Genomic DNA, 26,439 nt, shown 5'->3' on the forward strand with positions numbered 1-26,439 from the left:
CCCTGCCCGCCGGCGGCAGCCCGGAAGACTTCAAGAAACTGATGAACAGCGAGACCGCCAAGTGGCGCGAGATCATCGAAACCGCGAAGATCGAGAGACTGGATTAGAGAGAGCCCACCCCCGAAGCGCTGCGCGCTTCCCCCTCAAGGGGGCGACGCTGGAGGACCGGCGGAGCCGGATCCTCGGCGTCCCCGATCGGCGGCACCTGTTCTTTGCGTGGGGGATAGGTCTACCCCCGGAAGTGCTGCGGGGCTGTCTTTCGATGGCCTGTGTGGGGCGGTCGTGGTGCAATCTGTGATGCCCGTTTCCTTGGGAGGCGGGTCGTTTGAAGCGTAATGGAGAAATGAAATGGATGCCGACCTGATTCTGCGCGGGGCTACCGTGATCGACGGCAGCGGCGCGCAACGCTATGTTGCCGACGTCGCCATCGCCGGCGAGCGCATCGCCGGCATCGGCAGCTTCGAATCCTCCGGCGCGCAAACGCTGGACGCGCATGGCCTGGTGGTCGCTCCCGGTTTCATCGACTCCCATACCCACGACGATGGCTACCTGCTGGCGCATCCGGATATGACGCCCAAGGTCTCGCAGGGCATTACCACGGTGGTAACGGGCAATTGCGGTGTCAGCCTGGCGCCGCTGGTTTCCGAACAGATTCCCCAGCCGTTGGACCTGCTCGGCCCGCCGTCGCTGTTCCGCTTCAACACTTTCGCCGGCTGGCTGGAGGCGCTGCGCGCGGCGCCCGCGGCGGTCAACGTCATCCCGCTCGTCGGCCACACCACCCTGCGCGTCGCCGCCATGGCGGATACCGGCCGTCCCGCCACCGATGAAGAGATCGCGGCCATGCGCGCGATGATGGAAGAAGCCATGACAGCCGGCGCGTTCGGCATGTCCACCGGCACCTTTTATCCTCCCGCCGCGCACGCCCCGACGGAAGAGATCATCGGCGTGGGCGCGCCCATCCGCGCGCATGGCGGGCTATACGCCACCCATCTGCGCGACGAGGCCGACCACATCGTTCCCGCCATGGAGGAAGCCCTGGCAATAGGCCGCGCGCTGGATTGCCTGGTGGTGTTCTCCCACCACAAACTGGCGGGGGAAAAAAACCACGGGCGTTCGGCCGAAACACTGGCGCTGATGCAACGCGCCGGCGCCATGCAGCCCGTCTGCCTGGACTGCCACCCGTATCCGGCGACGTCCACCATGCTACGCCTGGACCGCGTCCGCATCTCGCGCCGCACGATGATCACCTGGTCCAAGGGCTATCCCGAGGCCAAGGGCCGCGACTTCGCCGACGTTATGCACGAACTGGGATTGAGCGACGAAGAGACCCTGAATAAGCTGTCGCCCGCCGGCGCGATCTACTTCCTGCTGGACGAAAAGGATGTCAAGCGCATCATGACCCATCCGCTGGCGATGGTGGGATCGGACGGCCTGCCCTTCGATTCGCATCCGCACCCCCGCCAATGGGGCACCTTCACCAATGTGCTGCGAACGCTGGTGCGGGAACAGTCGTTGTTGTCGCTGGAGCAGGCGGTACACAAGATGACCGGCCACGCCGCCGGCAACTACGGGCTGGCCGAGCGCGGGCTGCTGCGGGCGGGCTATTATGCGGATCTGGTGCTGTTCGACCCGGACCGCGTTTCCGACCGCGCTACCTTCGAACAGCCCGTTCAGGCCAGCGAGGGCATCCTGGGCGTATGGGTCAACGGACGCCGGGTCTGGAACGATGGCGCCGCGGGCCCCGAACGGCCCGGACTCGTGCTGGCCCCCACCCGAAAACCGGAGTCATTGCATTGAACGACGCGCATCCCGGCTGCTATCTCGGCATTCTGGGCGGCATGGGCCCGATGGCCGGAGCCGCCTTCGCCTTGCGGCTATCCGCCCTCACCCCCGCCGAGCGCGACCAGGACCATATCCCGGCCGTGCTGCTGAACGATCCCCGGGTGCCCGACCGCACCGCCGCGACTCGTGGCGGCGAAGACCCGCTTCCGTATTTGTTGCGCGGCATTCGTTTCCTGAACGACAGCGGCGCGCGGCTGATCGCCATTCCCTGCAATACCGCCCACCTTTGGTACGACGATATGGTCGAGGCGTCGCGCGCGCCGGTCCTGCACATCATCGAATCGGTCGTGGAAGACCTGCATCGGCGCGGCATACGCGAAGGCCGCATCGGCCTGATGGGCACGGAAGCCACCCTGCGCCTGGGCCTGTACCAGCGGCATCTGCAGCGTCACGGCTACGAATGCGTGGTGCCGACCGAGGAAGAACAGGTCGCCTACTGCACCAGGTCGATTCTGGCGGTCAAGGCCAACCGGCTGTCCGAAGCCTACGAGCCCGCCGCCGCCTGCGTGCGCCTGCTCGAATCGCGCGGCGCCGTGGCGGTCGCCCTGGGCTGTACCGAATTGCCCCTGGCGATCCCGCACGACCGGCGCCCGGAATTCGACGTACCACTGACGGACTCCATCGACGCGCTGGCCCTGGCGGTCATCCAGCGCTATCAGGCGGACCAGGCGGCGGGGCTTACCCGCGCGGCATAGTACATACGACGGCGGGCGGAATCAGGCCCGCGGCGGCGGCCGGGCCGGCTCTCCCTGGAACACACGGAAAAATCCCGGATCGGCCCGTCGCCGTCACCCGCCCAAATAAGCCTTGCGCACGTCCGCGTTGGCCAGCAGATTGGCTCCCGTGTCCTGCAGCACCACCCTGCCGTTTTCCAGCACATAGCCGCGATCGGCCACCTGCAGTGCCTTGTTGGCATTCTGTTCCACCAGGAACACGGTGACTCCCTGGTCGCGGATGGTACGGATGATCTCGAAGATCTGCGCGATGATCAGGGGCGCCAGTCCCAGCGTGGGTTCGTCCAGCAAGAGCAGGCGCGGGCGCGACATCAGCGCGCGTCCTATGGCCAGCATCTGCTGCTCGCCGCCCGACATCGTTCCCGCCCGCTGCTCGGCCCGCTCCTTCAAGCGTGGGAACAAGCCATAGACATAGTCCAGTCCCTGGTTGATTTCCGCCCGGCTGGAGAAAAAGCCTCCCATCATCAGGTTTTCCACCACCGTCAGGTCCTTGAAGACGCGCCGGCCTTCCGGGGAAATCGCGATCCCGCTGCGCATGATGCGCGACGTTTCCTTGTGGGTGATGTCCTGGCCTTCGAAAGTAATGCTGCCCGACTGCGCGCGCGGATTGCCGCACACCGTCATCAGCAGCGTGGTCTTGCCGGCGCCGTTGGCGCCGATCAGCGTCACGATCTCGCCCTGCTCCACATCGACGGACACGCCGTTCAGCGCCTGGATGGCGCCGTAATACGTGTGCACGTTCTTCAACTTCAGCATCATTCTTCTCCCAGATACGCCTTGATGACGCGCTCATCGCTGCGCACTGCCTGCGGCGTACCGGTCATGATGGGTTTGCCATGCTCCATGACGAGGATGCGGTCCGAGATGCCCATGATCAGGCTCATGTCGTGTTCGATCAGCAGCACCGCCACGCCGAACTCGCGGCGCAGGCGGTCTATCAAGCGCTGCAGGTCCTGCTTTTCCTGGGGATTCAGGCCGGCAGCCGGTTCATCCAGCATCAGCAGCCGCGGCTTGGTGATCATGCAGCGGGCAATCTCCAGGCGGCGCTGATGGCCGTAGGCCAGATTGCCGGCCTCGCGGTTGGCGTACTGCCGCAGCCCCATGAAATCGAGCCACTGCGCGGCGCGGGACAAGGCATCCGTCTCGGCCTGGCGGTAGGACTTTAGTTTCAACAGGCCCGGCAACAGGCGCGTTTCCACCTGGGTATGCTGTGCCACCAGCAGGTTTTCCAGCACCGTCAGCTGCTTGAACAGGCGCACGTTCTGGAAGGTGCGCACCAGGCCGTGGCGCGCCACCATATGGCTGGACAGTCCGGTAATGCGCTGGCCGTCCATGGTGATGTCGCCCTCGGTCGGCTTGTAGAAACCGCCGACACAGTTGAAGACGGTCGTCTTGCCTGCCCCGTTGGGCCCGATGATGGCGAACACCTCGTCGCTCTTGACCTCGAAATCCACGTGGTCCACGGCGAGCAAGCCGCCGAAGCGCATGCACAGTCCCGATACTTTCAATAGCACGTCGCTCATTTATCCAGCTCCACGTGAGGACGTTTCATCGGCAACAAGCCCTGCGGACGCCACATCATCATCAGCACCATGACCAGGCCGAACATCAGCATGCGGTATTCGGCGAACTCGCGCGCCAGTTCCGGCAGGACGGTCAACAGGATGGCCGCCAGGATGACGCCCACCTGCGAGCCCATGCCGCCCAGCACCACGATGGCCAGGATCAGCGCGGATTCGATGAAGGTGAAGGATTCGGGATTGACCAGTCCCTGGCGCGCGGCGAAGAAGGCACCGCCGAAGCCGGCAAACATGGCGCCCAGGGTAAAGGCCGACAGCTTGATGCGCGTCGGATTCAGGCCCAGGGAACGGCAGGCGATTTCGTCCTCGCGCAGGGCCTCCCAGGCTCGGCCCACCGGCATCCGCTTCAGGCGGGTGGCGACGAACAGTGTGATCAGCGCCAGCATCAGCGCCATCAGGTACAGGTACACGATGACGTGCTGGTTCTGGAAGGTCAGGCCCAGCAGTTCATGGAAGGTTTTCTGCCCTTCCACGCTTGCGCTGCGTGCCATCTCGAAACCGAATACCGTAGGCTTGGGAATGCCGGAAATCCCGTCCGGGCCGCCCGTCAGCCAGTTCAGGTTGATCAGCAGCAGGCGGATGATTTCGCCGAAGCCCAGCGTCACGATCGCCAGGTAGTCGCCGCGCAGGCGCAACACCGGAAAGCCGAGCACAAAGCCGAACAACGCCGCCACGGCTCCGGAAAACGGCAGCGACTCCCAGAAGCTCCAGCCGCCCCAGTGATACAGCAAGGCATAGGTATAGGCGCCGACGGCATAGAAACCGACAAAGCCAAGGTCCAGCAGGCCGGCGAAACCGACGACGATATTCAGGCCCAGGCCCAGCATGACGTAAATCAGAACCAGCGTGGCGATGTCAACGGACCCGCGGTCGCTGAAGAACGGCCAGACGACGGCGACGACCACGATCGCCGCCATCAGCCATTTGTGGCCTTGCACCGGCGCGGCGGGCAAGGTCGGCAGCTCGCGTTTCAGGCGCTTGAACGGCAGCGCCAGCCAGGGCCGCACCAGTTGGCCCACGAACACGACCGCCATGGCGATCAGGACATTGCTCCAGTGCGGATCCATCAACGTGCGCGCCCCCTGGCGCACCAGTTGCAGGCCGAACACCGGCGTGACGATGAACGCGGTCAGGATGGCCGCGATGAATGCGTTCTTGATTTGATTCGCCATCAGACTTTTTCCACCTCGGGTTTGCCCAACAGACCGGTGGGGCGGAACAGCAGGATCAGGACCAGCAGCAGGAAAGCGATGATGTCCTTGTACTGCGACGAGATGTAGGCCGCGGCAAACGTTTCCACCAGCCCCAGCAAGGCGCCGCCCAGCATGGCGCCGGGTATGCTGCCGATGCCGCCCAGCACCGCGGCCGTGAAGGCCTTGATGCCGACGATGAACCCGATGAAGGGATTGAGCTTGCCGATGGTCAGCGCGATCAGCACGCCGCCGACGGCGGCCAGGGCCGCGCCCAGCACGAAGGTGAAGGAAATGACGCGATTGGTGTCGATGCCCAGCAGGTTGGCCATGTGCATGTCCTGCGAGCAGGCGCGCGATGCCCGGCCCATGCGCGAATACTTGATGAACAGCGAAAGGACGACCATCAGAACGACCGTCACGACGATGATCATGATGCGCGAATACGGCACCGTCACGTCGAACTTGGTGCCCATCGTGAAATTCACGGCGCCGAAGATGATATTCGGCACCGCCATGTCCCGGGCCCCCTGCCCCAGCGCCACCCAGTTCTGCAGGAAAATCGACATGCCGATGGCGGAGATCAACGCCACCAGGCGCGGGCTGCCGCGCAACGGACGATATGCCACGCGCTCCATGGTGAAGCCGTACACGCCCGTGACCGCCATCGCGGCGATCAGCATCGCCGCCACGATCAAGGGCACCGGCGCGCCGCTTTGCGTGCCGATGGCTGTCAGCGTCACCAGGCCGACATAGGCGCCGATCATGTAGATCTCGCCATGCGCGAAGTTGATCATGCCGATAATGCCGTACACCATCGTATAGCCAATGGCGATCAAGGCATAAATGGCGCCCAGCGACAGTCCATTGAAGAACTGTTGCGTCAATTGGGGGAGAAGGTCAGACATGTCTTATGTATGCTCCAAATAGCACCGGCCCCGGTAATACGACCCGGAGCCGGAAACCTGGGCGTTGGAATGAGGCCCCTGGCACGGGGCTATCACCATTACAGCTGCGTTTTCTTGCCGTTCTTATCCCATTTGAATACCGCGAACTCGAAGTTCTTCAGATCGCCCTTCGCGTCGTATTCGACCTTGCCGATAGCGGTGTTGAAAGCATGTTGGTGCATGTAGTCCGCAACCTTTGTGGGGTCTTCGCCGACCGCGGTAATGCTGTCTGCGAGGATCTGCACCGCCGCATAGGCCGGCATCTGGAATGCGCCGTCGGGATCGCGCTTCTTGTCGTGGAAGGCCTTCACGATGCCTTCGTTGCCGGGAAGCTTGGTGAAGTCCGACGGCAGCGTCACCAGCAGGCCTTCGATGGCGGGACCGGCAATGGCCACCAGATCCTGGTTGGCGGTGCCCTCGGGCCCCATGAATTGCACGTTCAGCCCTTGTTCGCGCGACTGGCGCAGCAACAGGCCCAATTCGGGGTGATAGCCGCCGAAATAAACGAAGTCCACGCCCGCGGCCTTCAGCTTCGTGATGACGGCGGAATAATCGCTGTCGCCGACGTTGATACCTTCGAACATGACGACATTCACGCCGTCTTTCTGCAGCGTATCGCGCACCTGCGTCGCGACGCCGGAACCGTAGGTCTGCTTGTCATGCAGCACGGCGACTTTCTTGGGCTTGACGTTCTTGGCGATGTAGTTGGCGGCGAACGGCCCCTGCTGATCGTCGCGGCCGATCGTGCGGAAGAAGTAATGCGGCTTGATGGTATCCGTCACCAGCGGCGAGGTGGCGCCCGGGGTGATGCCGACGATATGTTCCTGCTCGTAGACATTCACCGCCGGCACCGTCACACCGGAACACGCGTGCGCCACGGCGAACTTGGCGCCGGAATTGACGACGCGGTTGGCGGCCGGCACGGCCTGCTTGGGTTCGCAGCCATCGTCGATAAGAATGGGTTCGAGTTTCTTGCCCTTGACGCCACCCTTGGCGTTAATGGTCTCGATGGCGGTCAACGCGCCGGCCTGGATCTGGTCGCCGTACTGCGTATTGGGCCCCGTCATGGGCTGGGGAATGCCGATCTTGATCGTATCGGCGGCGTGCACTGCGCCGGCGAGCGTCAGCGCCCCCAGCGTAAGCGCGATCGGGGTAAGGCGTTGCAGCATAGTCATGCGAGAGATCTCCGCTAGGTTGAGCGACTCTGCACGTGGCGGCCGTTCGGAAGGATGATCCTTGTGGCCTTATCGTGCATCACCGGCTTCTTGGGCAAACCACGATGTGGCGCGTATTCTGAAAGCTGCCATTCAGGCTGTCACTGGGTGTATTCCCCAATATCGGCGGATCTGTATGGATCGGGTGACAGATAGCGATACAGCCCTCCGGCCGCGCATGACAGCTGCAACATGGTTTCGATGGCGCCAGCCCCCGCAACGCGGCAAATGGCCGCGCGGATGGGGCTCAGGCCGCCACGCCGAATAGCGAACCCACGCCCGCGGTGACGGCGATCGCCACGACACCCAGCAACGTCACGCGCACCACCGCCCTGAGCTTGGGCGCGCCGCCCGCCCAGGCGGCAACCGCGCCCAGCAGACCAAGACAGGCGACCGATCCGACCGCGGTCACCGGCAGTTTCAAGGCGGGATCGGTCACCAGCACGGCCAACGCCAGCGGCAGCGCCGCCCCGGCGGCGAAGCTCGATGCCGATGCCAAGGCCGCCTGTACCGGCCGCGCCCGGGTGATTTTGGAGATCCCCAGTTCATCGCGGGCATGGGCGTCCAGGGCGTCGTGCGCGGTCAGCGCCTGGGCAACCTGCATCGCCAGGCCGGCCGGCAACCCCCGATTGACATAAATGTCGGCCAACTCCTGCAGTTCCACCGCGGAATTGCGCAACAGCGAGCTCTGTTCCATGCTCAAATCAGCGCGTTCGACGTCGGACTGTGACTGGACAGAAACGTATTCACCCGCCGCCATCGAAAGCGCTCCCGCCACGAGACCGGCGAGCCCCGCGGTCAGGATGGCGCCGTGGCTGCCTTGCGCTGCCGCCACGCCGGCAATCAGGCTGGCCGTGGACACGATGCCGTCGTTGGCACCGAGCACGGCGGCGCGCAGCCACCCGCTGCGATGGATACGATGAAAATGCGAAGCCGGCATCGGTACCTCGGACATGTCGATGGATAGCACAAGCCTGCCAGCCGGCAGGCGAATCAATCGCCGAGATACTACCCGATCGGTTCAGTCCGGCTTGTACAGTTTCAGGATGCTGGAAAAATCCAGCTTGCCGTGCCCCGCCGAACCGTGCATCGCATATAGATTGCGGGCCAGCGCGCCCAGCGGAATGGCCGAGCGGGTAGCCTGGGCGGCCTCTCCGGCCAGCCCCAGATCCTTCAGCATCAAGTCGCTGCCGAAACCACCCGCATAGCCCTTGGACGCCGGCGCGTGGTCCATGACGCCGGGCCAGGGGTTGTACAGCTCCGTCGCCCAGTTGCGGCCGGAGCTCTTGGCGATGATGTCGGAAAGCACCGTGGCATCCAGGCCATTGGCGACGCCCAGGGCCAGGGCCTCGGCCGTGCCCGCCATCAGGATGCCCAGCAGCATGTTGTTGCAGATCTTGGCGACCTGTCCCGCGCCGGCCGGCCCCGCATGGAAAATGTTCTTGCCCATCTGCTCCAGCACCGGCCGCGCGCGCGCCAGCGCCTGCGCGTCGCCGCCCACGATGAAGGTCAGCGTACCGGCCGCGGCGCCTGCCGTGCCGCCCGATACCGGGGCATCCACCATGGCGATGCCGCGGACCTGGGCGGCGGCGGCCACCTTGCGTGCGGTATCCGGCGCAATGGTGCTGCATTCGATGACCAGCGCCCGCGGGTCGATGTGGGCCAGCAGGTCGTGTCCCAGGTACAGCCCTTCGACGTGCTGGCTGGCGGGCAGCATCGTAATGACGATCTCCGCTCCGTCCACCGCATCCCGCGCCGACGTCGCGGCGCGTGCGCCGGCCCGCGCCAGCGTCGCCACGCTGGCCGGCACCAGGTCGTGAACCACCAGGTCGCGGCCGGCCTTGACCAGGTTCGTGGCCATCGGCGCGCCCATGTTGCCCAATCCGATGAATGCGATCTTGCTCACGGCTGTCTCCTTTGCTTTGTGATCGGGCGCCCTGTCGCCGCCGACCGCGCCCGTTCGAGGATTCTCGCGAGGGGCTTTCGCTTCTATGCGCTTTACCCTACCCCCGCGTCCGCCCCCAGATCCGCCAGCGGATGCGGCTGGCCCTCCGGCCAGGGTTCATCGAAGAACTTCAGTACCCAGCGTTTGTCCGCCGCCTCGATGGTGGCGGGATTCCAGCGCGGCTTGCGGTCCTTGTCGATCAGCAGGGCGCGGATACCTTCGGCGAAATCCCCGTGCGCCGCCGCGTGCAGCGCCACCACGTATTCGGTGCGGAATACGTCCTCCAGCGATCGCTGGCGCATACGTTGCAGCAAAGTAAAGGCCAGCCGCGCCGTACCCGGCGATCCGGCCAGCATCGTGTGCGCCGCCTTGGCCAGCCATGGATCGTCATGCTGCGCCAGCGCTGCGACGTTCTCGTAGATCTCGTCCAGATCGGTACCGGAGCACAGATGGTTGATCTGGAAGGAATGCTGCTTCAGCGGGCCCGGCGCCAGCGCTTCGGCCGGCTCCAGCGCCAGCAAAGCCTGGCGCAACAGCCCATCGTTGATGGAACGCGGCGCGAATGACCGGCCTCCCTCCCCCACCCCGATCGCACCGGTGCTGCCGGCCCAGGGCAGGGTCGACAGCTGCGCGAGAAAGCCCGGCCAATCCGCCTGGCGCACATGGAAATCCGCCAGACCGGCAAAGAACGCGTCCGACGGGTTCAGCTGCGCGCCCGTCAAAGCCAGGAACATACCGGCGTTGCCGGGCATGCGATTGAGCAGCCAACTCCCGCCCACATCCGGGAAAAGACCGATGCTGATTTCCGGCATGGCCAGTTTGGCCGTCTCGCTGACCACCCGGTGGCTGGCTCCCATCATCAGGCCGATGCCGCCGCCCATGACGAACCCGTTGCCCCAGCAGACGATAGGCTTGGGATAGGCGTGGATGCGGTAATCCAGCCGGTACTCGACTTCGAAGAATTCCCGCGCATAGCGGTTGGCCCAGGGATCGTCGCGGGGAGCCTCGCGCATGCTGCGATACAGCCCCTGCAGATCGCCGCCGGCGCAGAATGCCTTGTCGCCGGCGCCCTGCAGCACCACCACCGCCACGCCGGGATCGGCCGCCCATGCGACCAGGCGCCGGTCCAGCAGGTGCGCCATTTCCAGGGACAGGCCGTTCAATGTCTGCGGCGCATTCAGCGTGGCAACCCCTATGCGCATCCCGTTTTCGGTCGGACGTTCCTCGAAAAGCACCGGCTCATTCATCGCAAATCCGCTCCCTTCTCCAACAGCTGGCGGGCCACGATCACACGCATGATCTCGTTGGTGCCCTCCAGGATCTGATGCACGCGAGTATCGCGCACCAGCCGCTCCAATGGATAGTCTTTCAGGTAACCGTAGCCGCCATGGATCTGTTGCGCATCCAGGCAGACCTGGAATCCCATGTCGGTGGCGAAACGCTTGGCCATCGCACAGTACGCGCTGGCGTCGGGCGAACCGCTGTCGAGCTTGCACGCGGCAAGGCGCACCATCTGGCGCGCGGCCACGAGGTGGGTCGCCATGTCCGCAAGCTTGAACTGCAACGCCTGGAAGTCGGCCAGCGGCGCGCCGAACTGCCGCCGTTCCCGCATATAGCGGCGCGCGGCATCCAGCGCGCCCTGGGCCGCGCCCACGGAGCAGGTCGCGATATTGATGCGTCCGCCGTCCAGTCCGCGCATGGCGATCTTGAAGCCCTGCCCCGGTTCGCCCAGCATATGGGCGGCCGGAACCCGGACGTTCTCGAACGTGATCGCGCGCGTGGACTGGCTATTCCAGCCCATCTTGTCCTCCTTGCGGCCGTAGGCGATCCCGGGGCTGTCCGCCGGCACGGCGAAGGCGCTGACGCCGCCGGCGCCCCCGCCGCCCGTGCGCGCCATGACGATCAGCAGGTCCGTATCGCCGCCGCCGGAGATAAACGCTTTCGAGCCGTTCAGGACATACTCCGCGCCGTCCTCGTCCGCCCGGGTGCGTAGCGACGCGGCATCCGAGCCCGAGCCCGGCTCGGTCAGGCAATACGAGGCGAGGCGGCTGCCGGCGCACAGCAATGGGCCCCAGCGCTCGCGCAATGCCGGCTGACCCCAGGTGCCGACCATCCAGGCAGCCATGTTGTGGATCGTCAGGAAAGCCGTCGTCGAAGGATCCACCGCCGCCATTTCCTCGAAGACCAGCGTGGCGTCCAGGCGCGGCAGTCCCAAGCCGCCGATGTCCTGAGGCGCATACAGGCCGCAGAAGCCCAATTCACCCGCCCGGTGGAAAGCCGGCTTGGGGAAAATGCCTTCCGCATCCCAGCGGGCCGCGTGGGGAGCCAGCTCGCCCACGGCGAATTCGCGTGCCGCCTGCGCGAAGGCCTGCTGCTCGTCGCTCAGTTCCATATCCATGATCCGTCTCCTCAAGGGACCGGTAGGCGCCCTGCGGCGGCGGCCATCCGGATCGTTAGTGACATCTTACGTTAACGTAAACGGAAAGAAGGTGACAAGAGGCATGCGACGACGAGCAGCATGCTAGCGGGCCGCCTTGGGCGTGCGTGGCGGCCGCGCGGCGGGGGACTTGCGCGCCCGATGCGCTGCACGCCGGCGGCGCGATTCCATGGGATCGAAAACCAGGGCGCGGTAGATCTCCACGCGGTCCCCGTCGACCAGCGGCCGGCTGGCTGGAACGATACGGCCAAACACGCCGACACCGGATGCCCAGGGATCGATATCCGGAAACGCCTGGGCAAAACCGCAGGCGGCCACCGCATCTCCCACCGTCGCGCCGGCGGGCAGTTGGAGCTGGCGGCTCCACGCCTGACGCGGATGGGCGTAATACACCCACACGGTCAACATCGCCCCTTCACTCTCCATACACGGCCTGGGCGCGCTTGGTGAAGGAATCGATGAAGCTGGTGGCGATGCGGTTGAAGACGGGCCCGACCAATGCTTCCAGGCCCCGGTTCGAGAACTCGTATTCCATCGTGAAGAGCACCTTGCAGGCATCCGCCGCCAGCGGCTGGAAATGCCAATGCCCCACCAGCATGGAAAACGGGCCGTCCACGAGCGCCAGATCGATGCGCTCCGGAAATACGTGCGTGTTCCGCGTCGTGAAACGCTGTTTGATGCCCGCGAAACTGATGGTGATCGACGCCTGCATGCCGTGCTCGTCGCGCGAAAGGACTTCTGCCCCGCCGCACCACGGCATGAATTCCGGGTAGTGTTCCACACCGGCAACCAGCTCGAACATCTGAGCATCGCTGTAAGGGACAAGAACGGAACGCTGTACTTTGTGCATCGACGGTCGCAAATCGCTAGAATGGCAAGATTTTACCGGCTATGCGCGGATGGCGCCGCGACGGCCCGGCCGCCCTGCCCGGAAAGACCCCATCCGCAGCGTTTCGCGCGGGAGCTAAATGAGCATTATCGAAAACCGCAAGGCGTCCCACGAATATTTCATCGAAGACCGCTTCGAGGCGGGCCTGGTCCTGCAGGGTTGGGAAGTGAAGGCAATACGCGAGGGACGCGTCCAGCTGAGCGAAAGCTACGTCATCGTACGCGACGGCGAGCTTTTCATCATCGGCATGCATGTCAGCCCGCTGCCCACGGCTTCCACGCATATCCATCCCGACGCATCGCGCACGCGCAAACTGCTGCTGCACAGCGAGGAAATCAGCAAGCTGATCGGCAAGGTGGAACAGCGCGGCTATACGCTGGTGCCATTGAATCTGCACTACAAGGCAGGACGCGTGAAACTCGATTTCGCGCTGGGACGCGGCAAGAAGCTGCACGACAAGCGCGATACGGCGCGCGACAAGGACTGGGCGCGCGAAAAGGAACGCCTGATGAAGCACGATACACGCGCCTCTCGCCGCGCGGATTCCTGACCCCGGCCTACCTGACCACCTCGACGCGATCGCGCCCCCCCAGCTTGGCCCCATAAAGGGCGCGATCCGCGCGCTGAACCAGCGCGTCCAGGGGCTCCTCGCCGTCCCACTCCACCAGTCCGCCGCTGAAGCTATAGAAGACTTCTCCCCCGTCATGGGCACAAGGCGTGGCGCGGACGGCCTCCAGCAGACGATTCGTGGCAAAGGCCGCCGCATCGATGCGCGTATCCGGGAAAAGCGCCGCGAACTCCTCCCCGCCCAGCCGCCCGATGATGTCTTCCCGCCGCATCGCCGTGGCGGCAAGCTGGCCGAAATGCCTGAGCACCGCATCGCCGCGGGCGTGCCCATAGGTGTCGTTGATATCCTTGAAACGATCGATATCCAGCATCAGCAGGGACAGCCGCTGGTCCGACCTGACGGCGCGCGCCAGCGTCTTCTCGGCCAGAATCCACCACGCCTTGCGCGCCAGCATGCCGGTCAGGGAATCCGTGTTGGCTTCGCTTTCCCGCTCCTGCAGCATGCGGTCATGCACCATCATCACCATGCCCAAGGTCAGGCTGGGCACGACCAGCACCCCGATGGACAGGAACACCAGATGCAGCGGCGTATCGACGGCCAGCGCAGGCATGACCTCCCAGCGAACGCCATAGACCAGGCCGCGCACCGCGTGGCCCACCGCCTCGAACCATGCCACGGCAAGGGCGAACAGGTACGGATAGGCGGGCCGGTTGCGCGGGCGGTCGCGCTGGATCGCCAAAGCCGTGGCCGCCATCAATACGGCATGCAGGACGGAAACGATCAGGATCCGCGTGTTGGTGTCGCGCCATACGTACCAGAATACCGCGATGCCGAGTGTCGTAACGCCGACCGCCGCGACCAGCAGGCGATACGGTACCGGCCTGCCAAAGAACAACAGCACCGCCGCGTAGAAATAGGCGACGCCGCTGCCCATCAATAGATTGGCCGCGACGATACCCAGCAGCGGGGGCAGCATCGGCTGGGCTGCGAAACCGATGAGCGAGACGAAGACCAGCGAGGCACCGCGTATTGCTTCGCGGATACCCCGGATGCCACTGCGTGCCAACGACCCGAGCACCGCCAGCATCAGGCAGTTCGCAAGGGCCGTGAGTATGAGCAGGCCGACGGAGGGGGACATCGACGGACGTGTCGAGCAAGAACCGGCGTGCGTTGCTGCCGGCCGTCGGCCTTACTTCTGACCCGTCGATTTCACAATGGACATCGCCGAGGCGATCAGGCCGCCCACATCGGCCAGATTGGCCGGCAGGATCAGCGTGTTGCCCTTCTGCGCCACGTTGCCGAAAGCCTCGACGTAGCGTTCGGCCACGCGCAGATTGACGGCCTCCATGCCACCGGGCTGGCGGATGGCTTCGGCAACCTGGGTGACGGCGCGTGCCGTCGCTTCGGCAATCGCCAGCACCGCGGCGGCCTCGCCCTGCGCCTGGTTGATCTGTGCCTGTTTTTCCCCTTCGGAACGGGCGATCGAGGCTTCCCGTTCGCCGGTGGCGATATTGATCTGTTCCTGGCGGCGGCCTTCGGACGCGGCGATCAGGGCGCGCTTCTCGCGTTCGGCGGTGATCTGCGCCTGCATGGCGCGCAGGATTTCGCCGGGCGGCGTCAGGTCCTTGATTTCGTAGCGCAGGACTTTCACGCCCCAGTTCAGCGCGGCCTCGTCCAGCGAGGCGACGATGGTCGTATTGATGTAATCGCGCTCTTCGAACGTACGATCCAGCTCCAGCTTGCCGATCACCGAACGCAGCGTGGTCTGCGACAGTTGCGTGATGGCGGCGATATAGTTGGAAGACCCATACGACGCGCGCATGGGGTCGGTTACCTGGAAGTACAGTACGCCATCCACCTGCAGCTGCGTGTTGTCCCGTGTGATGCACACCTGGCTGGGCACATCCAGGGGGATTTCCTTGAGCGAATGCTTGTAGGCCACGCGTTCGACGAAGGGGATCACGAAGCCCGCGCCGGGCGACAGCACGCGGTCGAATTTGCCCAGGCGCTCGACGACCCACGCGTGCTGCTGCGGCACGATCGCGATCGATTTGACGACGATCAGAATGGCCAGCAGAACAACGACGATCAGGACGATGGTAGAGGGATCTAGCATGGCATCAGCCTTGGACGGAAGAAGAAGAAACAGGGTGCCGCGGCTTGACGATCAACTGGCTGCCACGGACTTCGGTGATGACCTGCTCGCCGGCGATGGGATCGCTGCCGGGCGCCAGGGCCACGTCCCAGCTTGCACCGCGATACGAGACCCGCGCCGTGCGGGCCCCGGCCCAGTCGGACACCGTGACCACCTGGCCGATATCCAGATTGACGTTGGCATTGCGATGCGAATCGACGCCGCGCCGCGACAGCACGCCGGTGGCGCGCAGCACCAGCAGGCCGGCGATCACCACCACGCCGCATACGAGCAGTTGGCCCTCCAGCGAAAGACCGCCTATCGCCGCCACGCCACCCGCGGCCAGGCCGGTGGCGACCAGCAGCAAGTAGAACGTTCCCGTGGCGACCTCACCGATGAGCGCCAGCACCGCCAGCCCGAACCATATCCACATCGCTTGCGCCTATTCTCGCCGTCAGGCACCGATTGTACGAGTTTGTAGAAATTGGGGAGGCCGGCGCGGCGCGCGGCCGGCTGTCCGGATGAAAACCTCGCATCCACGCTTCTTCAACGGGCACTCCCCGGCGTTACATTATGATCGTGCACCGCCCAGCCAATTTCGGGGCGACGACATCATCATGACTGCTATCGACCTGCCCGTTCTCATCATCCACACCGGCGACCCCGAGGACGCCGTCAAATCCGCGCACGACAGTTACGCCGGTTTCGTGCGCCGGGCCGCCGGCCTGGCGCCGCACGACGCCCACGTCGTTCCGGTATTCCTGGGCGAACAGCCGGCCGAACCGGCCCGCTACCGCGCCGCCTTCATCACCGGCTCGCCCGCGATGGTGACCGACCGCGCGCCCTGGAGCGAACAGACCGCCCAATGGCTGCGCGACGCCGCCGCGCAGGGCCTGCCCATGTTCGGCATATGCTACGGCCATCAGTTGCTGGCTCACGCCCTGGGCGGCGAAGTGGGCTACAACCCCGCCGGCCGCGAAGTCGGCACCCAGATGATCCAGCATCTGGCGCAGGACCCATTGCTGGCGGATCTGCCGCGCCCCTTTTCCGCGCAAACCATGCACATGCAATCGGTCATCCAGCCTCCGCCCGGCGCGATCGTGCTGGCCAGTTCCGACATGGATGCTCATCAGATGCTGCGCCTTGGACCCACCATCGTCTCCACCCAGTTCCATCCGGAGTTCCCGCCGGAATTCGTACTGGACAACCTGGAGCGGAATACGGTGAAGTATGCGGCGGAAAACCTGGACGTCGCGGCACTGAAACGGGATGTCCGCCCCACTCCGGAGGCCGCCACCCTGCTGCGCCGCTTCCTGGAATTGCACGTCGCCGTGGCTGCCTGATAGCGCCCCTCGTGTCCGGCAGGCGCAGGGGCATGGACAGCAGATAGGTCCATCGCAAAAACCGGAGTGCGAAGGGCGCCCGCATCCCTCATCCTGTAGCCGTGACGGTCAAAAAGGACACAGCGATGCAGGGTACGATGATGGCATCTTCTCCCACGGCGCGCCCCATGACCCATCCCGCCCCGCCCGCGCATCCCCATGCGACCCTGGTCGAGCAGGCCTGCCGGGCCATGGAATCGGGGGTCGCGACGGACCTGACCAGCCTGGCCGAACAGGCGGGCATGAGCCGCTTCCACTTTCATCGGGTATTCAAGGCCGTCACGGGCATTACGCCCAAGGCCTATGCGCAGGCTGTGCGGGCATCGCGGGCGCGGCAGGAACTGGACCACGGGCGGTCGGTAACCGACGCCATCTACGAAGCCGGATTCAATTCGAGCGGCCGCTTCTATGAAAGCGTGCCCGGCATTCTGGGCATGACACCGACGGAGTTCCGACAGCGCGGGGCGGGCGTGCGCATCCGTTTCGCCGTCGCCCAATGCTCCCTGGGTGCGCTCCTCGTCGCCGCCACCGACAAGGGGATATGCCAGATCGCCCTGGACGACGATCCCCAAGCCCTGGTGAAGAACCTGCAGGACCGGTTCGCGCTGGCCAGCCTGGAGGGCGGCGATGAAGCGTTCGAACGGTGGGTGGCGCAAGTGGTCGGCTTCATAGAAAACCCAGGCATGGGGCTTTCCTTGCCCCTGGATGTGCGCGGCACGGCCTTTCAGCAACGGGTGTGGGAGGCCTTGCGCAACATCCCGATGGGCAGCACGGCATCCTATGCCGAGATCGCGCGGCGTATCGGTGCCCCGACCGCCGTGCGCGCGGTGGCGCGCGCCTGCGCGGCCAACGAAATCGCCCTGGCCATCCCCTGCCACCGCGTCGTCCGCACCGATGGTGCTGCGGGCGGGTATCGCTGGGGGGTCTCGCGCAAGCTGAAGCTGCTCTCGCGAGAAAGCCACGCTGGAATCGGTGAACCGGGCTCCAGCGGGCCAACGGGCCGGTAAGGCCGGACGGCCTGGACCGGCTATCCAGGAGAAACATGGCGGGCGCGGCCACCAGGCCGCGCCGCGGGACCGATCAGCCGGCCAGGCGCTGCCAGGTATCGACCACCGTATCCGGGTTCAGGGACATCGACAGGATGCCTTCATCCTTCAGCCACTGGGCAAAATCCGGATGGTCGCTGGGGCCCTGTCCGCAGATGCCAACGTATTTGCCCTTCGCCAGGCAAGCCTGGATGGCACGGCGCAGCATGAACTTGACGGCCTCGTCGCGTTCGTCGAAGTCGGCTGCCAGCAGCTCCATGCCCGAATCGCGGTCCAGGCCCAGCGTCAGCTGCGTCATGTCGTTCGAACCGATGGAGAAGCCGTCGAAGTAATCCAGGAACTGTTCGGCCAGGATCGCGTTGGACGGGACTTCGCACATCATGATCAGCTTCAGGCCGTCTTCGCCCCGCTTCAAGCCGTTTTTACCGAGCAGGTCCACCACGCGCTCCGCTTGTTTCAATGTCCGCACGAAGGGGACCATGATTTCTACGTTGGTAAGGCCCATTTCGCCGCGCACGCGCTTCAGGGCCTCGCATTCCATGCGGAAGCAGTCGTCGAATTCTTCCGCGATATAGCGCGAGGCGCCGCGGAAGCCCAGCATGGGGTTTTCCTCTTCGGGTTCGTAGCGCGAACCGCCGACCAGTTTGCGGTACTCGTTGGACTTGAAGTCCGACAGGCGCACGATGACCGGCTTGGGCCAGAACGCCGCCGCGATCGTCGCGATGCCTTCGGCCAGCTTTTCCACGAAGAAGGCGCGTGGGCTGGCATAGCCGCGCGCCGCCGACTCCACGGCCTTTTTCAGCTCGGGATCGACATTCGGATAGTCCAGCACCGCCTTGGGGTGGATGCCGATATTGTTGTTGATGATGAATTCCAGGCGGGCCAGACCTACGCCTTCATTGGGAATCTGCGCGAAATCGAAAGCCAGCTGCGGATTGCCGACGTTCATCATGATCTTCACATCGATGGCCGGCATTTCGCCGCGGCGCACTTCCTCGACCTCGGTTTCGATCAAACCATCGTAGATACGTCCCTCGTCGCCTTCCGCGCAGGATACCGTCACGGCCTGCCCTTCCTTCAGGTCGTCGGTGGCCGTGGCGCAGCCCACTACCGCCGGGATGCCCAGCTCGCGCGCGATAATGGCCGCATGGCAGGGCCGCCCACCGCGATTGGTCACGATGGCCGCGGCACGCTTCATCACGGGCTCCCAATTGGGATCCGTCATATCCGTGACCAGCACGTCGCCCGGCTGCACCTTGTCCATTTCCGACACGTCGGCGACGATGCGCACCGGACCGGCACCGATCTTCTGGCCGATCGCGCGGCCCGTCACCACCACCCGGCCGGTGGCCTTCAGGCGATAGCGCTGCTGCACCTCGTTGCCATTCAGCTGCGACTTCACGGTTTCCGGGCGCGCCTGCAGGATGTACAGCTTGCCGTCCACGCCGTCGCGGCCCCACTCGATATCCATCGGACGGCCATAATGCTTTTCGATGATCACGGCATAGCGTGCGAGCTCGGAGACCTCGTCGTCGGTCAGCGAATACCGGTTGCGCTCCGACACCGGCACATCGACCGTGCGGACGGCACGCCCTTCAGGACGCTCGGGATCGAATTCCATCTTGATCAGCTTGGACCCGATGCGCCGGCCGACGATGGGGTACAGGCCTTTTTCAAGCGTCGGCTTGAACACGTAGAACTCGTCGGGATTGACGGCGCCCTGCACCACGGTTTCGCCCAGGCCGTAGGACGAGGTGATGAACACCACATCCTTGAAGCCGGATTCGGTATCGATGGTGAACATCACGCCTGCGGCGCCCTTGTCCGAGCGCACCATGCGCTGCACGCCGGCGGACAAAGCGACGTCGGCGTGCGCATAGCCCTTGTGCACGCGATAGGAAATGGCGCGATCGTTGTACAACGACGCGAAGACGTGGCGGATCTTGTCCAGCACGTCTTCGATGCCGACCACGTTAAGGAAGGTCTCCTGCTGGCCGGCGAACGAGGCGTCGGGCAGGTCTTCCGCGGTGGCCGAGGAGCGGACCGCGAACGTACCCTTCCCGTCCGCGTCCAGGGCGGCGAAAGCGGTACGGATTTGCTGTTCGAACTCGGCGGAGAACGGGGCGTCGATCAGCCATTGGCGGATCTCCGCGCCGGCGGTCGCCAGTTCGCGTACATCTTCGGGATTGAGGGAGGCGAGACGATCGGCGATGCGCTTGTCCAGGCCCGACGACTTCAGGAAATCGCGGAAAGCCTCGGCCGTGGTCGCGAAGCCGCCGGGCACACGCACACCTGCGCCCGCCAGCTGGCTGATCATTTCTCCGAGTGATGCGTTCTTGCCTCCTACCGAGTCCACGTCCGCCATGCGGAGCTGCTCGAACGAAACGACATACGACATTGAAGTCACCTTTTACAATGGAAAGAAAGCGAGTTTGGTCAGGGCGCGAAAGGCGCGCTGGCCAAACTGGCCTTGGGACCGCATTGGGGTGACTTTTCGGGGCCTGATTGTACCCGTTGGGATCTGCCTTACCTCCAGCCTCGTTGGAATTTTTTACATATGACCACCACACCGCTCGAACGGACCGTCTACATCGTCTCGGACAGCACCGGTATCACGGCCGAGACCTTCAGCCATTCGGTATTGGCGCAGTTCGAGAACGTGAACTTCCGGCAGATCCGCCTCCCCTTCGTGGATACCCTGCAAAAGGCCGAGGAAGCGGCCCTGCGCATCGACCGCAATGCCGCGGAAACGGGCATGCAGCCCATCGTGTTCAGCACGCTGGTCCATCCCGAAATCATGGCGCGGGTACGCCAGGCCAACGGTATCTTCCTGGATCTGTTTGGAACGTTTGTAAGCCATATCGAACAGGAATTGGGCCTGAAATCCAGCCATTCCATCGGCCGCTCGCACATGGCCGCCAATAGCGAAAAATACCGCAACCGCATTGACGCCATCAATTTCAGCCTGTCCCATGACGACGGGCAGTTCGTTACAAACCTGGGGCAGGCGGATGTCATACTGGTCGGCGTCTCGCGCTGCGGCAAGACGCCGACCAGCCTGTACCTGGCCATGCAGTACGCCATCAAGGCCGCCAACTTCCCGCTGGTCCCGGACGATTTCGAACGCGGCGTCCTGCCCGCAACGCTGGCCCCCCACCGGGCAAAGCTTTTCGGTCTGTCGATCCAGCCGGAGCGCCTGGCGGAGGTGCGCCACGAACGCCGCCCGAACAGCCCCTATGCCTCGATCGAGCAATGTCGCTATGAAGTCGCGGAGGCCGAACGCCTGATGCGCCGCGAAGGCATCGAATGGCTGTCCACGACGACCAAATCCATCGAGGAGATCTCGACGACCGTCCTGCAGGAAGTCGGCCTGGAGCGTGGTGCCTACTGACGCCGCGGCGCGGCCGGCGTCCTGGCGCGGTCACGCATCGCGCGGGATAGCGCCAGGCGTTGCAACACCGTGGGACTATTCCCCCGCCGGCCCACCGGGGAAGCGGCGCCGCTGCTCGAACAGGCAGATGGCGGCCGCCACGGCGACGTTCAGCGATTCGACCGCCTGCACGTCGTGGGGAATGCGGACCCGCAGGTCGGCCGCCTGCAGCAGCGCAGGGGCGATGCCCTGCCCCTCGTGCCCGAAGATCCAGCCACAGCGCGGCGGCAGGTTGGCGTCGTAGAGGGAGATCGATTCCAGCAAGGCGGTGGCGACTAGCGGAACGCCCAAACGCGGCAAGACCTCGTCCAGGGCGACCCGTTCGTGCAGAGCGACGGCGAAATGCGCGCCCTGCGCGCTGCGCAGCACCTTGGGCGACCAGGCCGCCGCACAGCCTTCGGACAGCAGGATGCGCCGGATGCCGGCGGCCGCGCAGGTGCGTATCAGCGTGCCGATGTTGCCAGGGTCCTGCACGCGATCCAGCAGCACGCAGGAATCCTCGATCCGGGACGGCAACTCGGGCTGCGGCGGCTGGACGAGGAAGGCGACCCCCTGGTCGCTTTCCACGCTGGCCAGGGCGTGGAGCAGCCGGCCTTCCAGGCTGACACAGACCTCGTCAGGCAGGGTCCGGGCAAGGTCCGCGAGCTCCGGCTGGTCCAGGCGGGCTGCATCGAAGAGCGCGCGCAGCGGCTTGCCATGGTGCCGCAGCCAGGCCTGGCATAGATGCACGCCGTCCAGCAAGACCTGCGAATCGCGCCGCCCGCCCGACCCCGCGATGCGATGCAAGGACTTGACCAGCGGATTCTCGCGCGAGGCGATGTGTTTCATGGCGCGATCAGAAGATCCCTGACCGGTGAGAAGCTGCGACGGTGTTCCGGGCAAGGGCCGTGCGCGCGCAACCGTTCCAGGTGCATCGCGGTACCGTACCCCTTGTGCTGGTCGAAACCATAATCAGGATAGACACCATGCAGGCGCACCAGGTCGGCGTCGCGCGCCGTCTTCGCCAGGATGGACGCCGCCGATATCGCCGGCACCGAGGCATCGCCCTGCACTACCGTCTTGACGCCGCAGGGCAGGCGTGGCGATTGATTGCCATCGACCAGGGCCAACCCCGGCTTGATGCCCAGGCCCAGCACCGCGCGGCGCATCGCCAGCAGCGAAGCGCGCAGGATATTCAGCGAATCGATTTCCTTGACACTGGCGCTGGCCACGCAATAGGCCAGCGCGTATTCCTTGATTTCGAGGGCGAGTTCTTCGCGGCGCGGTGCCGACAGCACCTTGGAATCGGCCAGCCCGCCGATGGGACGTGCCGGGTTCAGAATGACGGCAGCGGCGTAGACGGCGCCGGCAAGCGGCCCGCGGCCGGCTTCGTCGACACCCGTGATAATGACCTCGCGCAGGCCTTCGTCGCCGAACATGTCACTTTGCGCCATGCGCCACCTCGATTATGGCCTGCGCGGCCAGCGCGGGCGTATCGCGCAGCAGGTCCGCGTGCAAGGCCGTGAAGCGCGCCTGGATACGCGCGGCGCCAGCCTCGTCGGTAAGCGCGCGCCAGGTCGCGGCCGCCAGTTTGTCCGGGGTGGCATCGTCCTGCAGAAGTTCCGGGACGGCGAAGTCGCGCAGCAATACGTTCGGCAAGCCTACCCAGGGCAAATAGGGACGCTGCTGCCCGGATTTCCACGCCATGATACGGCGCATCCAGGGCGACAGCACATAAGAGATAACCATGGGCCGCTTGTACAAAGCCGCTTCGAGCGTGGCCGTACCGCTGGCCACCAGCACCGCGTCCGCGGCCTCCATGACGGCCCAGGCAACGGGAGATCCCGACGGCGCGGCATGGGCTGGGGAGTCCGCCGTCGCCGTGGCACCGGCCTGGCCACCCGTCGCGTCGGCTACGCTGCCGCCGGTGCCGGCCGCCATATCCTGCGCCGTCACGATGCGCAGATTCCTTACCGGATGCTGGCGCAGGAAATCTTCGAATTCCGCGCGGCGCGCGGCATTGACCATGGGCACGATGCATTGCAGCGCGGGGTCGCGCGCCTGCAACTGTTGCACGGCCTGCAGGAACCGCGGCGCCAGCACGCGTATTTCGGATGATCGGCTACCTGGCAGCATGGCCAGTACCCGCGCGCCACGGTCGATGCCCAGCCGCCCTCGCGCGGCATCCCTGTCCGGCGTCATGGGAATGGTGCCCGCCAGCGGATGACCCACATAGGTGACCGGGATGCCCTCTTTCCGATAAATATCGACTTCGAAGGGAAACAGCACCAGCATGTGGGAAACGGCCTGCCGGATCTTGTGAATACGGTCGTAGCGCCAGGCCCAGATGGACGGCCCCACGAAATGCACGGTGGGAACGCCCGCCTGCCGCAGTTGCAGTTCGAGTTTCAGATTGAAGTCCGGCGCATCGATGCCCACGAAAACCGACGGCCGCTCGGCCAGCATGCGGCGTTTGACGTCGGCGTAGATGGACAGCAGGCTGGGAATGCGCTTGAGCGCGTCGACGTAGCCGAAAACCGTCAGCGCATGCATGGGATGCCAGCTTTCGAAACCCTGCGCCTGCATGCGCGGGCCGCCTATGCCGGCGCACGAGACCGACGCATCGCGCGCGCGCAGGCCCTCGATGATGCGGCCGGCGAGCAAATCCCCGGAGGGCTCGCCGGCCACCATGCCGATACGCATGTTCACGGCCGGATGATGCCGCGGCGCGATTGATCCAGGAAGTCCAGCATGACCTGCAGGACTTCGCGCGTTTCGGGCTCTGTTTGCTGACGCTCGCGCAGTTCGGCGCGCGCCTCGTCCAGCGACAGGCCGCGACGGTAGATGGCTTTGTACGCATCGCGCAGCGCCGATACGACGGCGGGCGAAAACCCACGGCGCTTCAGCCCTTCGACATTGATGCCCACCGGGCGGCAGGGGTTGCCCGCCGCCAGCACATAGGGCGGCGTGTCCTGCATCAGCGAACTGTTTCCACCGGTCATGCTGTGCGCGCCGACCGTGCTGAACTGGTGCACGCCCGTCAGTCCGCCCAGGATCGCCCAGTCTCCGACCCGCACATGTCCGCCCAGTTGCACGGCATTCGCGAGGATGGTGTTGTTGCCGATATGGCAGTCATGCGCGATATGCACATACGCCATGATCCAGTTGTCATCGCCCAGGGTGGTAGCCCCGCCGTCCTGCACGGTACCGGTATTGAAGGTCGTGAATTCGCGGACGGTGTTGCGATCGCCGATCTCCAGACGGGTCGGTTCTCCCTGGTACTTCTTATCCTGCGGCATGCCCCCTATGGAGCAGAACCGGTAGAACCGGTTGTCGCGTCCAATGGTGGTGACGCCGTCGATCACGCAATGGGGTCCGATCTCAGTCCCCGCGCCGATGCGCACCTGCGGCCCGACAACGCTGTACGGACCGACAACCACGGAACTGTCGATTTCCGCGGCCGGGTCGACCACGGCGGTGGGATGAATGTGACCGGTCATTTATGCTTCCAGGCTGCGGATGGCACACATGAGTTTGGCTTCGGCGACCAACTGCCCGTCCACGAGCGCACGTCCCGAATATTTGCAGATGCTGCGGCTCAGGCGCTCGGCGTCGACTTCGATGCGCAACTGGTCGCCGGGCACAACGGGCCGCCGGAAGCGCGCCCCATCGATACCGACGAAGTAATACACCGTGGATGATCCTGAGGCCTCGTCGTTCTTGAGCGCGGACTCGTCCGAGAACGAGAACAGCGCGGCCGCCTGGGCCATGGCTTCGAGGATAAGCACACCCGGCATCACGGGGTGATGCGGAAAATGTCCGGTAAAGAACGGTTCGTTGATCGAGACGTTCTTCAGGGCGACGATGGATTTGCCGGGCTGGATGTCGATCACGCGGTCGATCAACAGCATCGGATATCGATGCGGCAAGCGATCCAGGATCCCCTTAATGTCGAGTTCCATGAGTATGTTCCTGCATTGCAATTCTTTTACGGCGCGGCCTGCCAGCCGTGCACGCGATGTTATCCCTGTTCGAGTGTCCGCACACGGCGTCGCAACTGACCCAGTTGCTGAATGACGGCGGCGTTGCGCTGCCAGTCGCCGTGCTCCGCATACGGATACACCCCTGTATAACGCCCTGGCTTGGAAATATTCGACGTAATGGCGGTACCGCCGGAAATGTGAACGTCGTCCGCCAGCGTCAGATGGCCCGACAGCATCGAAGCCCCGCCTATGGTGCAACGTTCGCCTATCGTAGTGGACCCGGCAATCCCGACGCAGGCGGCAACCGCAGTATGGGCACCGATCCGCACGTTGTGCGCCACCATGATCTGGTTATCCAGCTTGACGCCGTCGCCGATGACGGTGTCTTCCAGCGCGCCGCGGTCGATGGTCGTGTTTGCCCCGATCTCCACGTCGTCGCCGACGCTCACCCCGCCAAACTGCGGGATCTTGCCCCAGGCACCCTTGCCCCGTACCGGATCCGGCGCGAAACCGAAGCCATCCGCCCCGAGTACCGCTCCGGAATGGATGATCGCCCGTGCCCCAACCGTTACGCCTGCATACAACGTCACCCGGGCGTGCAAGTGCGCCGCGGGACCGATAGAGGACCCCGCACCGATGACGCAACCGGGTCCCAGCACGCTATCCCGTCCCACGCGCGCGCCGGTTTCGACCACGCAATGCGGGCCGATGCGTACACCCGCCTCGATCACCGCGTCCTCAGCGACGACCGCTGACGGGTGTACACCGGCCGGTAGTGACGGCTGCCGCGCCCGGTCGAACCACTGGGCGATACGGGCATATAGCAGGTAAGGATTGGCGGTTGCCACCCGGGCAAAGCCAGGCGGAGGGGACTGGGCCGACAAGGCCTGCTCCACATCCGGCGTGACGATCACCGCGCCAGCCCGCGTCGCGGGTAGCTGGCTCTGGTAGCGGGGATTGGAGAGAAAACTGATTTCGCCCGGCCCGGAAGAGGCCAGCGTTCCCAGTCCTTGGATCCTGGGAAGCGCCCCGCCGGGCGGGACGCTGAGCTGCCATGTCAGGCCTTGGGTGTCGGTATCCGCCAATAGCTCGTCGAGTAACGGCGCGCGAACGGGATCTAGCAGAACCGGCATAGGCGG

General features: G+C 64.9%; 27 protein-coding genes. 6 read left to right on the top strand and 21 right to left on the bottom strand.

Annotated elements, in window-relative coordinates; translation table 11 throughout:
* The first annotated feature begins 348 nt into the window (after nucleotides 1–348).
* Together ACO1P8_RS04180 and cuyB are read left to right on the top strand one after the other, a co-directional pair.
* A complete protein-coding gene (locus ACO1P8_RS04180) occupies nucleotides 349–1,797 on the top strand; it encodes an N-acyl-D-amino-acid deacylase family protein (RefSeq protein ID WP_486294661.1) in 1,449 nt (482 codons plus the stop codon).
* Nucleotides 1,794–2,537 carry a cysteate racemase gene (gene cuyB / locus ACO1P8_RS04185; RefSeq protein ID WP_486294662.1) on the top strand — a complete coding sequence of 248 codons (744 nt, stop codon included), beginning with the start codon at nucleotides 1,794–1,796 and terminating at the stop codon, nucleotides 2,535–2,537. Before ACO1P8_RS04180 ends, cuyB begins: the two co-directional genes overlap by 4 nt.
* A 93-nt stretch (nucleotides 2,538–2,630) precedes the next feature.
* Here the strand turns inward: cuyB and ACO1P8_RS04190 are convergent, their stop codons facing one another.
* From ACO1P8_RS04190 to ACO1P8_RS04240, 11 genes are all read right to left on the bottom strand, one after another.
* On the bottom strand, nucleotides 2,631–3,332 hold the full coding sequence (locus tag ACO1P8_RS04190; RefSeq protein ID WP_486294720.1) for an ABC transporter ATP-binding protein: 702 nt from the start codon (nucleotides 3,330–3,332) through the stop codon (nucleotides 2,631–2,633).
* A complete protein-coding gene (gene livG / locus ACO1P8_RS04195; protein WP_486294663.1) occupies nucleotides 3,332–4,099 on the bottom strand; it encodes a high-affinity branched-chain amino acid ABC transporter ATP-binding protein LivG in 768 nt (255 codons plus the stop codon). Before livG ends, ACO1P8_RS04190 begins: the two co-directional genes overlap by 1 nt.
* Entirely contained in the window at nucleotides 4,096–5,328 is a 1,233-nt protein-coding gene (locus ACO1P8_RS04200; RefSeq protein ID WP_486294664.1) for a high-affinity branched-chain amino acid ABC transporter permease LivM, read from the bottom strand. The genes livG and ACO1P8_RS04200 overlap by 4 nt, the downstream gene beginning before the upstream one ends.
* Nucleotides 5,328–6,254, bottom strand: coding sequence for a high-affinity branched-chain amino acid ABC transporter permease LivH (livH, locus tag ACO1P8_RS04205; RefSeq protein WP_486294665.1), 927 nt, complete (start codon nucleotides 6,252–6,254; stop codon nucleotides 5,328–5,330). The genes ACO1P8_RS04200 and livH overlap by 1 nt, the downstream gene beginning before the upstream one ends.
* Nucleotides 6,255–6,352: 98 nt before the next feature.
* Nucleotides 6,353–7,468, bottom strand: a complete 1,116-nt coding sequence (locus ACO1P8_RS04210; RefSeq protein ID WP_486294666.1) for a branched-chain amino acid ABC transporter substrate-binding protein — start codon at nucleotides 7,466–7,468, stop codon at nucleotides 6,353–6,355.
* Nucleotides 7,469–7,754: 286 nt separating this feature from the next.
* Nucleotides 7,755–8,447 carry a VIT1/CCC1 transporter family protein gene (locus tag ACO1P8_RS04215; RefSeq protein WP_486294721.1) on the bottom strand — a complete coding sequence of 231 codons (693 nt, stop codon included), beginning with the start codon at nucleotides 8,445–8,447 and terminating at the stop codon, nucleotides 7,755–7,757.
* Between the two features lie 81 nt (nucleotides 8,448–8,528).
* On the bottom strand, nucleotides 8,529–9,413 hold the full coding sequence (gene mmsB, locus ACO1P8_RS04220; RefSeq protein WP_486294667.1) for a 3-hydroxyisobutyrate dehydrogenase: 885 nt from the start codon (nucleotides 9,411–9,413) through the stop codon (nucleotides 8,529–8,531).
* 92 nt (nucleotides 9,414–9,505) lie between these two features.
* Nucleotides 9,506–10,699 (bottom strand): enoyl-CoA hydratase/isomerase family protein, encoded by a 1,194-nt coding sequence (locus ACO1P8_RS04225; protein WP_486294668.1) that lies wholly within the window; start codon nucleotides 10,697–10,699, stop codon nucleotides 9,506–9,508.
* The gene (locus ACO1P8_RS04230; RefSeq protein WP_486294669.1) at nucleotides 10,696–11,850 is read right to left on the bottom strand and encodes an acyl-CoA dehydrogenase family protein; all 1,155 of its coding nucleotides are present in this window, start codon (nucleotides 11,848–11,850) and stop codon (nucleotides 10,696–10,698) included. Before ACO1P8_RS04230 ends, ACO1P8_RS04225 begins: the two co-directional genes overlap by 4 nt.
* A 123-nt stretch (nucleotides 11,851–11,973) precedes the next feature.
* Nucleotides 11,974–12,297 (bottom strand): RnfH family protein, encoded by a 324-nt coding sequence (locus ACO1P8_RS04235; protein WP_486294670.1) that lies wholly within the window; start codon nucleotides 12,295–12,297, stop codon nucleotides 11,974–11,976.
* Nucleotides 12,298–12,304: 7 nt separating this feature from the next.
* Nucleotides 12,305–12,739, bottom strand: a complete 435-nt coding sequence (locus ACO1P8_RS04240) for a type II toxin-antitoxin system RatA family toxin (protein ID WP_486294671.1) — start codon at nucleotides 12,737–12,739, stop codon at nucleotides 12,305–12,307.
* 118 nt (nucleotides 12,740–12,857) lie between these two features.
* Between ACO1P8_RS04240 and smpB the strand changes: the two genes are divergently transcribed.
* Nucleotides 12,858–13,328, top strand: a complete 471-nt coding sequence (smpB, locus tag ACO1P8_RS04245; RefSeq protein ID WP_094841777.1) for an SsrA-binding protein SmpB — start codon at nucleotides 12,858–12,860, stop codon at nucleotides 13,326–13,328.
* 7 nt (nucleotides 13,329–13,335) lie between these two features.
* Here smpB and ACO1P8_RS04250 read toward each other — a convergent pair whose 3' ends face one another.
* Genes ACO1P8_RS04250 through ACO1P8_RS04260 form a run of 3 tightly spaced genes read right to left on the bottom strand, consistent with a single transcriptional unit; the run spans nucleotide 13,336 to nucleotide 15,913 of the window.
* Complete coding sequence (locus tag ACO1P8_RS04250; RefSeq protein WP_486294672.1) at nucleotides 13,336–14,484, bottom strand: GGDEF domain-containing protein; 1,149 nt, start codon at nucleotides 14,482–14,484, stop codon at nucleotides 13,336–13,338.
* A gap of 51 nt (nucleotides 14,485–14,535) precedes the next feature.
* Nucleotides 14,536–15,462 (bottom strand): SPFH domain-containing protein, encoded by a 927-nt coding sequence (locus ACO1P8_RS04255; RefSeq protein WP_486294673.1) that lies wholly within the window; start codon nucleotides 15,460–15,462, stop codon nucleotides 14,536–14,538.
* Nucleotides 15,463–15,466: 4 nt separating this feature from the next.
* On the bottom strand, nucleotides 15,467–15,913 hold the full coding sequence (locus ACO1P8_RS04260; RefSeq protein WP_486294674.1) for an NfeD family protein: 447 nt from the start codon (nucleotides 15,911–15,913) through the stop codon (nucleotides 15,467–15,469).
* 184 nt (nucleotides 15,914–16,097) lie between these two features.
* On the opposite strand from ACO1P8_RS04260, the gene ACO1P8_RS04265 reads away from it, so the two are divergent.
* Together ACO1P8_RS04265 and ada are read left to right on the top strand one after the other, a co-directional pair.
* Entirely contained in the window at nucleotides 16,098–16,823 is a 726-nt protein-coding gene (locus ACO1P8_RS04265) for a glutamine amidotransferase (protein ID WP_486294675.1), read from the top strand.
* A 167-nt stretch (nucleotides 16,824–16,990) separates the two neighbouring features.
* The gene (ada, locus tag ACO1P8_RS04270) at nucleotides 16,991–17,869 is read left to right on the top strand and encodes a bifunctional DNA-binding transcriptional regulator/O6-methylguanine-DNA methyltransferase Ada (protein WP_486294676.1); all 879 of its coding nucleotides are present in this window, start codon (nucleotides 16,991–16,993) and stop codon (nucleotides 17,867–17,869) included.
* A gap of 73 nt (nucleotides 17,870–17,942) precedes the next feature.
* On the opposite strand, the gene ppsA is transcribed toward ada, so the two are convergent.
* On the bottom strand, nucleotides 17,943–20,306 hold the full coding sequence (gene ppsA / locus ACO1P8_RS04275) for a phosphoenolpyruvate synthase (RefSeq protein WP_486294677.1): 2,364 nt from the start codon (nucleotides 20,304–20,306) through the stop codon (nucleotides 17,943–17,945).
* 159 nt (nucleotides 20,307–20,465) lie between these two features.
* Here ppsA and ppsR point away from each other — a divergent pair, with 159 nt between their 5' ends.
* Nucleotides 20,466–21,299, top strand: coding sequence for a posphoenolpyruvate synthetase regulatory kinase/phosphorylase PpsR (gene ppsR / locus ACO1P8_RS04280; protein WP_094841772.1), 834 nt, complete (start codon nucleotides 20,466–20,468; stop codon nucleotides 21,297–21,299).
* A 75-nt stretch (nucleotides 21,300–21,374) separates the two neighbouring features.
* On the opposite strand, the gene ACO1P8_RS04285 is transcribed toward ppsR, so the two are convergent.
* Genes ACO1P8_RS04285 through lpxD form a run of 6 tightly spaced genes read right to left on the bottom strand, consistent with a single transcriptional unit; the run spans nucleotide 21,375 to nucleotide 26,433 of the window.
* Nucleotides 21,375–22,166 carry a TrmH family RNA methyltransferase gene (locus ACO1P8_RS04285; protein ID WP_486294678.1) on the bottom strand — a complete coding sequence of 264 codons (792 nt, stop codon included), beginning with the start codon at nucleotides 22,164–22,166 and terminating at the stop codon, nucleotides 21,375–21,377.
* Nucleotides 22,163–22,771: a ribonuclease HII gene (gene rnhB / locus ACO1P8_RS04290; RefSeq protein WP_486294679.1), complete on the bottom strand. Its 609-nt coding sequence runs from the start codon at nucleotides 22,769–22,771 to the stop codon at nucleotides 22,163–22,165. Before rnhB ends, ACO1P8_RS04285 begins: the two co-directional genes overlap by 4 nt.
* Nucleotides 22,758–24,026, bottom strand: a complete 1,269-nt coding sequence (lpxB, locus tag ACO1P8_RS04295) for a lipid-A-disaccharide synthase (protein WP_486294680.1) — start codon at nucleotides 24,024–24,026, stop codon at nucleotides 22,758–22,760. The genes rnhB and lpxB overlap by 14 nt, the downstream gene beginning before the upstream one ends.
* On the bottom strand, nucleotides 24,023–24,817 hold the full coding sequence (gene lpxA / locus ACO1P8_RS04300) for an acyl-ACP--UDP-N-acetylglucosamine O-acyltransferase (protein WP_486294681.1): 795 nt from the start codon (nucleotides 24,815–24,817) through the stop codon (nucleotides 24,023–24,025). The genes lpxB and lpxA overlap by 4 nt, the downstream gene beginning before the upstream one ends.
* Nucleotides 24,818–25,279, bottom strand: coding sequence for a 3-hydroxyacyl-ACP dehydratase FabZ (fabZ, locus tag ACO1P8_RS04305; RefSeq protein ID WP_486294682.1), 462 nt, complete (start codon nucleotides 25,277–25,279; stop codon nucleotides 24,818–24,820).
* Between the two features lie 59 nt (nucleotides 25,280–25,338).
* The gene (gene lpxD, locus ACO1P8_RS04310) at nucleotides 25,339–26,433 is read right to left on the bottom strand and encodes a UDP-3-O-(3-hydroxymyristoyl)glucosamine N-acyltransferase (protein WP_486294683.1); all 1,095 of its coding nucleotides are present in this window, start codon (nucleotides 26,431–26,433) and stop codon (nucleotides 25,339–25,341) included.
* Between the last annotated feature and the right edge of the window lie 6 nt (nucleotides 26,434–26,439).

It is taken from the genome of Bordetella sp., from assembly GCF_057362025.1.

Coding starts and splice junctions, on each gene's coding strand:
- ACO1P8_RS04200 (WP_486294664.1), bottom strand. CDS start 5,328: ATGGCGAATCAAATCAAGAACGCATTCATCGCGGCCATCCTGACCGCG.
- ACO1P8_RS04215 (WP_486294721.1), bottom strand. CDS start 8,447: ATGCCGGCTTCGCATTTTCATCGTATCCATCGCAGCGGGTGGCTGCGC.
- ACO1P8_RS04210 (WP_486294666.1), bottom strand. CDS start 7,468: ATGACTATGCTGCAACGCCTTACCCCGATCGCGCTTACGCTGGGGGCG.
- ppsA (WP_486294677.1), bottom strand. CDS start 20,306: ATGTCGTATGTCGTTTCGTTCGAGCAGCTCCGCATGGCGGACGTGGAC.
- rnhB (WP_486294679.1), bottom strand. CDS start 22,771: ATGGCGCAAAGTGACATGTTCGGCGACGAAGGCCTGCGCGAGGTCATT.
- ACO1P8_RS04230 (WP_486294669.1), bottom strand. CDS start 11,850: ATGGATATGGAACTGAGCGACGAGCAGCAGGCCTTCGCGCAGGCGGCA.
- ACO1P8_RS04285 (WP_486294678.1), bottom strand. CDS start 22,166: ATGAAACACATCGCCTCGCGCGAGAATCCGCTGGTCAAGTCCTTGCAT.
- ada (WP_486294676.1), top strand. CDS start 16,991: ATGACCCATCCCGCCCCGCCCGCGCATCCCCATGCGACCCTGGTCGAG.
- lpxA (WP_486294681.1), bottom strand. CDS start 24,817: ATGACCGGTCACATTCATCCCACCGCCGTGGTCGACCCGGCCGCGGAA.
- ppsR (WP_094841772.1), top strand. CDS start 20,466: ATGACCACCACACCGCTCGAACGGACCGTCTACATCGTCTCGGACAGC.
- ACO1P8_RS04225 (WP_486294668.1), bottom strand. CDS start 10,699: ATGAATGAGCCGGTGCTTTTCGAGGAACGTCCGACCGAAAACGGGATG.
- livH (WP_486294665.1), bottom strand. CDS start 6,254: ATGTCTGACCTTCTCCCCCAATTGACGCAACAGTTCTTCAATGGACTG.
- ACO1P8_RS04250 (WP_486294672.1), bottom strand. CDS start 14,484: ATGTCCCCCTCCGTCGGCCTGCTCATACTCACGGCCCTTGCGAACTGC.
- ACO1P8_RS04190 (WP_486294720.1), bottom strand. CDS start 3,332: ATGCTGAAGTTGAAGAACGTGCACACGTATTACGGCGCCATCCAGGCG.
- livG (WP_486294663.1), bottom strand. CDS start 4,099: ATGAGCGACGTGCTATTGAAAGTATCGGGACTGTGCATGCGCTTCGGC.
- ACO1P8_RS04255 (WP_486294673.1), bottom strand. CDS start 15,462: ATGCTAGATCCCTCTACCATCGTCCTGATCGTCGTTGTTCTGCTGGCC.
- lpxD (WP_486294683.1), bottom strand. CDS start 26,433: ATGCCGGTTCTGCTAGATCCCGTTCGCGCGCCGTTACTCGACGAGCTA.
- smpB (WP_094841777.1), top strand. CDS start 12,858: ATGAGCATTATCGAAAACCGCAAGGCGTCCCACGAATATTTCATCGAA.
- ACO1P8_RS04180 (WP_486294661.1), top strand. CDS start 349: ATGGATGCCGACCTGATTCTGCGCGGGGCTACCGTGATCGACGGCAGC.
- ACO1P8_RS04235 (WP_486294670.1), bottom strand. CDS start 12,297: ATGTTGACCGTGTGGGTGTATTACGCCCATCCGCGTCAGGCGTGGAGC.
- fabZ (WP_486294682.1), bottom strand. CDS start 25,279: ATGGAACTCGACATTAAGGGGATCCTGGATCGCTTGCCGCATCGATAT.
- ACO1P8_RS04260 (WP_486294674.1), bottom strand. CDS start 15,913: ATGTGGATATGGTTCGGGCTGGCGGTGCTGGCGCTCATCGGTGAGGTC.
- ACO1P8_RS04240 (WP_486294671.1), bottom strand. CDS start 12,739: ATGCACAAAGTACAGCGTTCCGTTCTTGTCCCTTACAGCGATGCTCAG.
- ACO1P8_RS04265 (WP_486294675.1), top strand. CDS start 16,098: ATGACTGCTATCGACCTGCCCGTTCTCATCATCCACACCGGCGACCCC.